1 protein-coding gene is annotated in these 290 nt (G+C 50.0%); it reads right to left on the bottom strand.

The annotated features are described in order from the left end of the window. Positions 1–154 precede the first annotated feature (154 nt). The coding region (traV, locus tag ACNQ0T_RS23960) for a type IV conjugative transfer system lipoprotein TraV (protein ID WP_417930467.1) at positions 155–290 on the bottom strand (136 nt) is incomplete at its 5' end.

Here is a 290-nt window from a genome sequence, read left to right as displayed (position 1 = left end):
CCAACAACACACATAAAGAAAGTAGCGCCTTATCATTGTCCATAATCTCTCCTGCTATAAAACACGCTACCGCCCATCCCTTTCAACGCACAGGGCACTCGTTTTAATTCCGGTATTCATTGCGTCTTCACAGCGCCTTTTACGGCGCTGTTGATTAGTTAATGCGGGGCTGCCCCCATGCCGATGGTGTGACAACAAATAAAACCGTCGCCGGCTGGTGATAAACATCATCGGTGTCGATATAGGGCGCCACCCACAATGACGTTATCTGTTCCCCCTTTCTCAGGGGG

It is taken from the genome of Enterobacter cloacae complex sp.6700776, from assembly GCF_048284255.1.
Classification (GTDB): domain Bacteria; phylum Pseudomonadota; class Gammaproteobacteria; order Enterobacterales; family Enterobacteriaceae; genus Enterobacter; species Enterobacter intestinihominis.
Note: the sequence above shows the minus strand (reverse complement) of the source record. Positions and strands in the feature narration are given on the sequence as shown.